Genomic DNA, 9214 nt, shown 5'->3' with positions numbered 1-9214 from the left:
GACCCGGTTATTCTTTTCTGGGTGTTAACGCTTGGATTTGGTACAACATTTACCTTGCTAGGGATGCGATCCAAATGTCAAACGAGAGAGGCTGATGGAAAGATGGATTATTTAACCGAGCACGCATGGGAATGAGCTTCATTTATTGCGTTTAATACTTTTTTATGCTCTATCTCCTCTTTTCTTTTCTGTTCTCTTAATTTCTCCTCTGCGAGTTTCTTGTTATTCTTTGCTTTTTCAAACTCTGTGTCAATCTCCAGAGTTTTATCGTAGTATCTTATCGCTTCCTCGTATCTTCATGACTCATCAAGGGCAACTCCTCTGTTGTTCCAAACATCCGCATCCTTCTTCTTTCCAAACAAACCCATCATCCCACCTCCTTCACCAACCAGCCCTCCTCACATCTCTTCAATCCACTTCTCTCAATCACATATTTCACTTCGTTCTTCAAAAAATTGAATACGCCAATATCATCAAATATAACCTTCCCCTGCGTAAACGCATCTAAAAGAACCGTATTCTTATTTTCAATCTCTTTTAAACAATCCTCTATGGTATAGCAAAACAAATCAGCGGGGAAAAACTATTTCCAATGCCAAATCTTCTTTATCTCGTGCTATAATAACTATGTCGAAATTACTCAATAAATTATCTTCTCCTTTAGTCTTTGACCCGAACAGGATTACGCACATCCCTTTCCTTTCCAATCCTTTAATAAACGCTTTGAAATCTTCTTCCCGTTCATCATGCATTACCCGAATTACTCATAATACCTCTGCATAGTTCAATATCTCCTCCATACATTTTATCGCTCTTCCCGCCTCTTCCTTTTCATATTCTGTAACCCTTGCATCCGGGTATCTTGCTTGCGTATAATGTTCACCCAGTTCCTTTGAACACTTCATTACATCCTCTGGCACTTCATATCCCAGCTTCTCGATAATTCTCACAAGCTCAACCAGAGAACGCGTATATGGTTTCAACCCACTTTTTACTATTATCTTCCCTTTCAAATATAGCTCTGCCGCCTGCTGACTTGAAAAACAGGCTATGTCATAAAGTGTTCTTCTCATCTTCTCAATCTCTTTGGATAGTCCTTCTAATTTGTCTATCCCTCTTAATTTAGAATTCTGGATTATGGGTCGTACTACGGAGGGGGCTAAAAACATTGGTATTTTGCCCGCTTGTTATCTAAAAGTATTTACAACTGATGGATGATTCTCGCACCCGAATATGATATTCTACTCTGTCTCACTTCACCGAATTCGTGCAGTGCTTCACTATCGCCGGGCACGAATACTGTCTCACCGAGCATAGCAACGCTTGCGACTTTGCCTTCCGCAGCAACTGCTTCGATTGCATCACGGCATCGCTCACTCATCAGCCCGGTTTGCAACGAGAAATCACGTGCTGCACGCATGAAGGTATCCATATCAGGCTTCTTCAGCAGCTCCTTCAAGGCTGCTCTACCTGCTTTGTTCACATTCCGTATGATGGATGCATCCTGCAGTATATCCCTTGTTGCCTTCACACCAAATGTGACGTAACTTATCTTCACCTCCTCTGGTGGCAGTATAATATCAACCATGCCAATACCGGGAGGACCTGGTTTCTTTCTTAGCACAACCCCGCCATAAGTCTCCGCAATTACGTCGCCCAGCCCTGTATTGTTCTCCACTTCCGCGAGGTGTGCTATCTGTGCAACCTCATTCAATGTCATCCTGAGCGAGAGGAGCGCATTTAATGCGAGTGCAGTACTGAGTGCTCCGGCACCACTCGCTCCGAATCCGGCTCCAATTGGAACTTCAAACCTGGTTGACACCCGAATGGGGTATTCGTATCCACCAGCCATACGCCGGCAGACATATCCGGTGGTACTTGTCTCTTCCACCTCCACTCCATCTATCTCTATCCCTGGTCTTACATCATCCACCGATACCTCAGTTACACACCCTGCCTCCAGTACGATACCACAGCCAATAGAGCCTTTATACAGTGGATTCCTATCATCATGGATAGCAAAGATACCGGTTATGTGCGACGGAGAATAAGCCCTAACCCTTGCCCTTGCCTTTGCCCTTGTGGTGGTCCTGGCACACATATCTACGCTACGGATTTATAAACTTAGCAGCTATTATTTTATTTGTTGAGAGAAGATGGTGGGTCGGATATGTAAAGCTAAGGGCAATTGCGTACCTGAAGTGCTGGAGACGGTGGTGGAGATCGCGGTCGGCATAGCGAGGCAGAGCATAGAGCGCAGGAGAATGGGAGCCCTGTTTGTGGTTGGTGATGAAGATAGAGTATTAAAGAAGTCTACACCGCTCATCCTGGACCCTCTGGCGGGTCATCCGAAAGAGGTAAAAGATATAAGGAACGCAAATGTACAGGGCACGATAAAAGAGCTTGCGAAGCTTGATGGCGCTTTTATCGTCAGTGCAGATGGGTACGTTCTTTCCGCAGCGAGGTACATAGAAGCGAGTTATCGGAATATTAACCTCCCTATGGGTTTTGGAAGTAGACACATGGCAGCAGCATCAATATCTAAGGATACAGATGCCGTTGCGGTTGTTGTCTCTGAGAGTGACGGCGTTGTAAGGATATTTGATAGCGGTGAGCTGGTAGCGGAGATATTATCGGGGATATGGGAACTGGATAAGATAAAACCGCATATAAGAGGCAAATACGAGAAGATAATAGAGAAAAACCTGGGCTTGACGATGATAATGAAGAAATAGCGCAATATAAGATAAGAATAAGAATTAAACACCGAAGAAGATACACGAAAGTATGAACACACACGCTGAGATCAGAACGATGGTTGCACCCGAGGGCAGATTGAATAAATAAGCGAGCAATAACCCGCAGATGGTTAATATCACGGAAAGCGCAACAGAGAGCGCGATCATACCATGCATGCGGGCTGTGAATCGTCTGCTGATCGCCGCCGGTATAGTCAGCAGAGCAATGACAAGGATAACCCCCACCACTCTTATCAATGCCACCACGGTCAGCGCAATGAGGCATAATAATAGAAGGTATAACCGCTCGGTGTGGAGTCCAATCACGGTTGCATACTCCTCATCAAAGGATATAGCCTCAAATTCATGACGATACAAAGCCACCACGCCAATGATGACTGCATCCAGGAGCAGCATGAGCTTGATATCAGACCCGGATACGGTTAGGATATTACCAAATAGATACCCAAAGAGGTCCGGGGCGTAACCAGGGGTTAATGCGACGAGGATAATGCCCAATGCCATTCCCGTAGCCCACAGGATACCTATTGCCGTATCTTCCGGTATCTTTGTTCTCCTGCTCACAATGCCCATGCACAATGCAGAAGCGATGCTGAAGGGGATAACACCCAGAACAGGGTCCAAACTCAGGAAATAGCCCAGACCGATGCCGCCAAATGCTGCATGCGCTATTCCTCCGCTTATGAACACTATCCTCTTCACTACTACGTAGACACCGACGATTCCACATGCAATACTGGCTAATAGCGCCGCTATTATTGCATTTCGCATGAACCCGTATCCTATAATCTCTATCATATCATCCTTCAGTGTGACTCAAATCATGGAGTGGGAAATAACTCCTATCCCGGCATGAGATGAGTACCACGCGGCTTATCTCCGATTCAGCCACTACCCGGTACTCTGACTCTGCTAAATACGCTGTAATCTCAGTTGCAAAATCTCGCACACGCGATGCAGTGGGCATTGCAGCCCGTGGCAAACGCATCCTTGAGTATCCTATATGCATATACGCCTTCACCTCGATGAAGTCAGGCTTCGCCATCTGGAGTAGAGCAGCATAACCTTCTGGATTCTCCATATTTAAACCCTCTATACATGTGATTCTTACCACTGTTCGCACTCTCTTGTTGCGCAGCTCTTCCAGAGACTGTATTATACAATCCCAGTAATCAGCATGAGCGATTTTTTTGTAAATGCTCTCTTCCGGGGCATTCAGTGAGATATACAATTGCGTGGGTCTTATCGCTCGTATCACCTCGGGATTCGTGCCATTGGTCACCACAAAGGTGGTCATCCCATGCGCATGGAACTCTTCTATGAGCTCCTCCAGATAAGGATACAGTGTAGGCTCGCCAATGAGCGATATAGCAGCGTGTCCTGGCTGGTTAGCCTCAGCAAAAATGCCCGGGTCCGTCCTGGAAGAGCCCTTGAACCCCGATATCAGCCTCCTTTGCTCTCTTATACACCCATCTACAATCTCATCAGGTGAGTCCCAGATGACCCTTTCCTCCTTTTCATTCCCCTTCAGGTTGAACGCTTCAAGGGGACGCCAGCAATGGACGCAGCGTTGATTACAGAAAATCGAGGGAGTCATCTGAACACATCTATGTGCACTGATGCCATAGAACTTACCTTTATAGCAGTTTCCCTCGCCTCTCAGCGATTTACGTAGCCAGAGACAGGTCTTTACTGCACTATGCCTGTGCGCACCAACGAAGTGATAACCTTGCCGCTCCAATCTCCTCATCGGCGCTTCATCATGGTTCAATCTCAATGTATCCCTCCGTCCCATTCACCAGGACCTCCTCATCGTCTTTTATCAGCTTCATGAGATCTCTCTCAGGAGAATCAACGGTTGGTATCTCTGCTATAATCGCACCTACCGCCACTATCGTATCCGCATGATGCGTGACAATCATAGCCAGAGGACTCTTTGCATGCATTTTCAGCTGATATATCACGTATGAGCCCACAGTTGAGCCTTTACCACCCGGAAATATCAGCACGCGATTTGATACCTCCTGTCCATATACATCCAGTGATCTATCAACAAAGATACCTGTTACAGGATCCACGGCACCAAGGAACGAGATTCGCTGCCGGGAGACCAGAGCTCGTCCCTTCGCTATCCCTTTTGATACACTCCTGCCTTTTATCCTCTTCCCCTTCATTCGCAGTCTGAACCTACATAAATATGGACTTTTATAAGGTATAGAATAAGATATTAAGAGTGATAAGAATGGAAGAGAGAGTAAGCGGGGAGAGGGAGAAGGAGAAAGAAAAAGAGAGAGAATCAGAAGTGCAGTCTCTGGTGCTGAGATTACGGCAGTACCAGGCACAGGCGGAGACGACTTCTCAGGAGCTGGTTATGGTTCAGCAGGCGATAGCCGAACATGATAAAGCGATAGAGACGATAAAGCATTTGAAGGGTTTGAAACCGGGTGATGAACTGATAGTACCGATAGGTGCCAATTCCTCTGTTTATGTCACTCTTAGCACTACTGACAGGATAATAGTGCGGATAGGAGGAGGAGTGAGTGCGGAGAAAGACCCTGATTCCTCTATACAGTTCCTGGAAGAGAAGAAGAGGGAATTGGAAGATTCACAGCGTCAAATGACAGCATTACTGCAGAAGATAGAGCAGGAAGCACAGAAATTACAGACGCGATTGCAGGAGCTCGTTTCTAAGACCGGTGCACCGAAATAAGAAATGAGATGAGAGAAAAGCAGAGTCTTTAGATCTTGCTCTGAGATTTATGGGTGGATGTCATCCAGTAATTGCTTCTCTTTCTTCTCCACCATTATCTCTTCTATACAGGTATGGGGATAATTACCGGTCTCGTCCTTCTCCTCTGATTTCACCATATCCCAGATAGTAAGTAGAGCTACCGATAGCCCATACAGTGCATCCATCTCCACACCCGTCCTGCCAACCGATTTCACTGTTACCGTTACTCTTACCCCATCTTCTTCTATTGATGGTTCAACCTCTACCGCATCTATACTCACAGGATGACACATGGGGATCACATCCGGCGTATTCTTCACTGCGAGAATCGCTGCCACCTCAGCACAGGCGAGTGCATCCCCTTTCTTTATCTCTTTATTCTTCAGCTTCACAATTGTACCCTCTTTTAATCTTATCCTACCTGACGCTACTGCAATCCGGACTGTCTCCCCCTTATCGCTTATATCCACCATGCGTTGCATATGCGCATATTCCTCGCTCTCAGTGTCAGTGTGGCCAGACCCCGAAGAATATCTCCAGACCCAGTACAACGACACCCAGGAGAATGCCAGCCAATAGAATAGCCTTTGGCGAGACTTTTATGGCTGATTCCTCCACATCATAATATCGCATCAAGCCCGCAGAGGACATGAGCCCTCGCTCTTCAGTCCTGCCACGCCTCCTCTCCTCTTTCTTTGTCTTCTTCGTACTTTTTCCCTTTACCATGTTCTTCTCCTATGCCTGTTAATTATAGTATCATTATTCTCGTTCCTTTTACATTTATATCTACCATTGTCCCTTTATCCCTATCATTATCCTTGAATGCATCAGCATCACTGCACAACTCCACCTTTGTCGCTGTTGCATTCTCTATATCCCCGATGTCAATCTTATCCTCTGTGAATATGATTATCTCATTCAGGGGTGCATTTAGCGCTATGCCCCGCTCAGATTTGTATCGCCTGACTGCCTGGACAATAGCAGCGATTAAATCACCTTCAGCTTCAGCATCTGTATCTATCTTACCCGGTGTTGGCCATTTAGCCCTGTGTACACTTACACTCGCACCAGAATTAAAATTAAGATATGAATACATCTCCTCAGCAAAGAAAGGGATAAAAGGCGCGAGCAGAAGAGAAAGGGTCTTCAGTGTGTGGTATAACGCATATCTGGCAGATTCTTTACCGGTAATAGAGGAAGAACGTCCATATAACCGCGATTTTACCAGCTCAATGTAATTATCAGCGAGTATATACCATGCAAACGACCTGATACTCTTCATTGCCTCGTCAAACTGGAAGTTCTCCATCGAGTCTGTCACGGCGCTAACAAGTCTGCTCAGTTTAGAGAGCAACCAGCGGTCAACAATCTCCAATTCAAATTCAGGCTCTTTAGCATTGACATTGGCATTGGCATTGATATCATATTCGGCGAGATGTGGCAATGAGAACCTGAGGATACTCCAGAGTTTCTGCATGAATTTACTCGCTGCTATTATGTCCTTCCAGCGGAATTGGACATCAGAGCCCGTAGCACCACCAATTGCCGCCCACTGCCTGAATACATCTGCACCATGCCTCTGTATCACCTCATCGGGCGATACAGTATTGTTCCTCGATTTGCTCATCTTGTAGCCATCTTCGCCCAGTAGCATACCATTAATGAGGACGGTGCGCCAGGGTATCTTGTGGGTAAGGGCTAAGGAACGCAGGATAGAATAGAAAGCCCAGGTCCTTATTATGTCATGCCCCTGTGGTCTTAAATCAACAGGGAACGCAAATTCAGACGAATCGGTACTGAAGCGCCAACCGGCAATCCAAAGCGCGGTTAGAGAGGAGTCCATCCATGTATCCAGCACATCTTCCTCGGCTTCAAATTCCATGCCCCCGCAACTGGAACACGGTGAACCGGGACTCGTCACCACGGGGTCAACCGGCAGTTCTGCTTCTGAAGCAACTTTCACTGCGCCACATCGCTTGCAATACCAGACAGGAATGGGTACGCTGAATATACGCTGACGCGAGATACACCAGTCCCAATCCATAGATTGAACCCAATTCTCCAATCGCGACCGGAAATGTGCGGGATACCACCTTATCTCCTTTGCCGCTTTCAATATTTCAGCTTTATTCACACGCACGAACCATTGTCGTGTGGAAATAATCTCAATGGGCGTTTTACAGCGCCAGCAAACGCCAACATTCTGTTTTATCTTCTCTCGCTTCTTAAGCAGTCCTTTATCAGCCAGATCTGTTATTATCCTGCTCTTACATTCCCCAGTATCCAGTCCTTCATATATACCCGCCATCGCAGTCATCCTGCCCCGCTCATCTATTGATGCTCTTAGTGGTAGATTATGCTTCTTCCACCATCTCACATCCTGACGGTCACCAAAGGTACATATCATCACCACTCCGGTTCCAAATTCGGGGTCCACCGCCTCATCTTTATATACCTTCACATGCTGCTTGAATATGGGCACTTCCAGCTCTTTGCCTGTAATGTCCTTATATCGCTCGTCATCCGGATGCACGGCAACAGCGACACAACTCGCCAGTAGTTCTGGTCTCGTAGTTGCAATCTCCACATATCCACTATCATCCAGTTTCCGGAATAGCAGATAATTCAGATGCGCATCCCTATCCTCATACTCCACCTCAGCGAAGGCTATTGCTGTTTCACAGCGCGGGCACCAGTTAACAGGATGCTCTGCCTGATATATTAGACCATCGTGATACATCTTCAAAAATGACTGCTGAGTATATCGCCTGTAAGTGTCATCCATCGTGATATACTCCCTGCTCCAGTCGATGGAGATGCCCAATCGCTTCATCATCACCTTCATCTGCTCTATGTTACGTGTGGTGAGCTCCTTACAGAGCGCTCGAAACTCCTGCTTGTCTATCTGATGCTTTGATATGCCATGCTCTTCCTCCACTTTCACCTCCGTCGGCAGCCCGTGACAATCCCAGCCCTGAGGGAACATCACCTCGTAGCCTCTCATTCGCTTGTAGCGTGCCAGGAAATCTATGTAACACCAGTTAAGCGCGTTACCTATATGGAAATCACCGGTAGGATATGGTGGTGGTGTATCTATGATATAAGGTTTATTATCTGAGGAGGGATCGAAGTAGTACATCGCTTCTTCCCACGCCTCTAACCACTTCCGCTCCACTATCTCGTGGTTGTACTTCTTCTCCAGTCGCATAGGTTGCTTGTTGCTTTATTCTATATCTCTTTAAATATTATTTTATCGCTATCCCTTATAGCTCGTTTACTTAATACTTATCACTTATCACTTATTTACAGCGAAAGAATGCTGATTGCTTTTGAACTCTCCGGGGAGCATGAGACATTACCAAAGGCGGAGGCGCTGGCTTGCCTGCGTGCTCATAATATAAGATATGAGGAGAAAGAGCACACAGATGGGATACTTGTGATCGAAGCGGAAGAGGGCACTTTGGCAGCTTCTGCTTCTATGGCGGAAATCGCTGAACGATTGGGAATGACACATCGTGTCTATGCCATATTAGGCGTCGTGAGCAGCCGATACAGATGCATAGATGAGCGCGAGATGGAGGCACTTATAAAGGATGCCGTGGACAGAGTTATGGAACCGGGCGATACATTCGCAGTTCGGGTGAGGATGAAGGGTAAGAGTGCAATAGCGCAAATGCAAATGCAGAGAGGGTATCAGCATAAGGAGCTGGAGCGAGAAGTGGGA

13 protein-coding genes are annotated in these 9214 nt (G+C 46.5%); 3 read left to right on the top strand and 10 right to left on the bottom strand.

Going from position 1 to position 9214, the window contains the following annotated elements:
- Positions 1–367: 367 nt before the first annotated feature.
- The 4 genes from J7J01_09500 to J7J01_09485 all read right to left on the bottom strand — a co-directional run bounded on the left by J7J01_09500 (position 368) and on the right by J7J01_09485 (position 2101).
- A complete protein-coding gene (locus J7J01_09500; GenBank protein ID MCD6211098.1) occupies positions 368–568 on the bottom strand; it encodes a hypothetical protein in 201 nt (66 codons plus the stop codon).
- A 1-nt stretch (position 569) separates the two neighbouring features.
- A complete protein-coding gene (locus J7J01_09495; GenBank protein ID MCD6211097.1) occupies positions 570–752 on the bottom strand; it encodes a hypothetical protein in 183 nt (60 codons plus the stop codon).
- 12 nt (positions 753–764) lie between these two features.
- On the bottom strand, positions 765–1073 hold the full coding sequence (locus tag J7J01_09490; GenBank protein ID MCD6211096.1) for a HEPN domain-containing protein: 309 nt from the start codon (positions 1071–1073) through the stop codon (positions 765–767).
- A 128-nt stretch (positions 1074–1201) separates the two neighbouring features.
- Complete coding sequence (locus tag J7J01_09485; GenBank protein MCD6211095.1) at positions 1202–2101, bottom strand: hypothetical protein; 900 nt, start codon at positions 2099–2101, stop codon at positions 1202–1204.
- Positions 2102–2156: 55 nt separating this feature from the next.
- Between J7J01_09485 and J7J01_09480 the strand changes: the two genes are divergently transcribed.
- Positions 2157–2735 (top strand): diadenylate cyclase, encoded by a 579-nt coding sequence (locus J7J01_09480; protein MCD6211094.1) that lies wholly within the window; start codon positions 2157–2159, stop codon positions 2733–2735.
- A gap of 24 nt (positions 2736–2759) precedes the next feature.
- Here J7J01_09480 and J7J01_09475 read toward each other — a convergent pair whose 3' ends face one another.
- From J7J01_09475 to J7J01_09465, 3 genes are read right to left on the bottom strand one after another with little or no spacing between them, the layout of a single operon-like run.
- Positions 2760–3557, bottom strand: coding sequence for a metal ABC transporter permease (locus tag J7J01_09475; protein ID MCD6211093.1), 798 nt, complete (start codon positions 3555–3557; stop codon positions 2760–2762).
- Position 3558: 1 nt separating this feature from the next.
- Positions 3559–4554 (bottom strand): 4-demethylwyosine synthase TYW1, encoded by a 996-nt coding sequence (gene twy1 / locus J7J01_09470; protein ID MCD6211092.1) that lies wholly within the window; start codon positions 4552–4554, stop codon positions 3559–3561.
- Positions 4520–4933 carry a DUF126 domain-containing protein gene (locus J7J01_09465; protein ID MCD6211091.1) on the bottom strand — a complete coding sequence of 138 codons (414 nt, stop codon included), beginning with the start codon at positions 4931–4933 and terminating at the stop codon, positions 4520–4522. The genes twy1 and J7J01_09465 overlap by 35 nt, the downstream gene beginning before the upstream one ends.
- Before the next feature lie 68 nt (positions 4934–5001).
- Here J7J01_09465 and J7J01_09460 point away from each other — a divergent pair, with 68 nt between their 5' ends.
- Positions 5002–5469, top strand: coding sequence for a prefoldin subunit alpha (locus J7J01_09460; GenBank protein ID MCD6211090.1), 468 nt, complete (start codon positions 5002–5004; stop codon positions 5467–5469).
- Positions 5470–5516: 47 nt separating this feature from the next.
- Here J7J01_09460 and moaC read toward each other — a convergent pair whose 3' ends face one another.
- The 3 genes from moaC to J7J01_09445 are packed head-to-tail and all read right to left on the bottom strand — an operon-like array spanning position 5517 to position 8698.
- Positions 5517–5972, bottom strand: a complete 456-nt coding sequence (moaC, locus tag J7J01_09455; GenBank protein MCD6211089.1) for a cyclic pyranopterin monophosphate synthase MoaC — start codon at positions 5970–5972, stop codon at positions 5517–5519.
- 25 nt (positions 5973–5997) lie between these two features.
- Positions 5998–6216, bottom strand: coding sequence for a preprotein translocase subunit Sec61beta (locus tag J7J01_09450; protein ID MCD6211088.1), 219 nt, complete (start codon positions 6214–6216; stop codon positions 5998–6000).
- Between the two features lie 22 nt (positions 6217–6238).
- Positions 6239–8698 carry a valine--tRNA ligase gene (locus tag J7J01_09445; GenBank protein MCD6211087.1) on the bottom strand — a complete coding sequence of 820 codons (2460 nt, stop codon included), beginning with the start codon at positions 8696–8698 and terminating at the stop codon, positions 6239–6241.
- A 108-nt stretch (positions 8699–8806) separates the two neighbouring features.
- Between J7J01_09445 and J7J01_09440 the strand changes: the two genes are divergently transcribed.
- Positions 8807–9214: hypothetical protein (locus J7J01_09440; protein MCD6211086.1), on the top strand; the 408-nt coding region annotated here is incomplete at its 3' end.

The organism is Methanophagales archaeon (assembly GCA_021159465.1).
Taxonomy (GTDB): Archaea; Halobacteriota; Syntropharchaeia; order Alkanophagales; family Methanospirareceae; genus G60ANME1.
This window is presented reverse-complemented; position numbering and strand designations above follow the sequence as displayed.

Excerpts from the sequence above, each read along its gene's own strand:
- J7J01_09495 (MCD6211097.1), bottom strand. The coding sequence starts at position 752 with ATGCATGATGAACGGGAAGAAGATTTCAAAGCGTTTATTAAAGGATTG.
- J7J01_09490 (MCD6211096.1), bottom strand. The coding sequence starts at position 1,073 with ATGAGAAGAACACTTTATGACATAGCCTGTTTTTCAAGTCAGCAGGCG.
- J7J01_09485 (MCD6211095.1), bottom strand. The coding sequence starts at position 2,101 with ATGTGTGCCAGGACCACCACAAGGGCAAAGGCAAGGGCAAGGGTTAGG.
- J7J01_09480 (MCD6211094.1), top strand. The coding sequence starts at position 2,157 with ATGGTGGGTCGGATATGTAAAGCTAAGGGCAATTGCGTACCTGAAGTG.
- J7J01_09475 (MCD6211093.1), bottom strand. The coding sequence starts at position 3,557 with ATGATAGAGATTATAGGATACGGGTTCATGCGAAATGCAATAATAGCG.
- twy1 (MCD6211092.1), bottom strand. The coding sequence starts at position 4,554 with ATGGGACGGAGGGATACATTGAGATTGAACCATGATGAAGCGCCGATG.
- J7J01_09465 (MCD6211091.1), bottom strand. The coding sequence starts at position 4,933 with ATGAAGGGGAAGAGGATAAAAGGCAGGAGTGTATCAAAAGGGATAGCG.
- J7J01_09460 (MCD6211090.1), top strand. The coding sequence starts at position 5,002 with ATGGAAGAGAGAGTAAGCGGGGAGAGGGAGAAGGAGAAAGAAAAAGAG.
- moaC (MCD6211089.1), bottom strand. The coding sequence starts at position 5,972 with ATGCAACGCATGGTGGATATAAGCGATAAGGGGGAGACAGTCCGGATT.
- J7J01_09450 (MCD6211088.1), bottom strand. The coding sequence starts at position 6,216 with ATGGTAAAGGGAAAAAGTACGAAGAAGACAAAGAAAGAGGAGAGGAGG.
- J7J01_09445 (MCD6211087.1), bottom strand. The coding sequence starts at position 8,698 with ATGCGACTGGAGAAGAAGTACAACCACGAGATAGTGGAGCGGAAGTGG.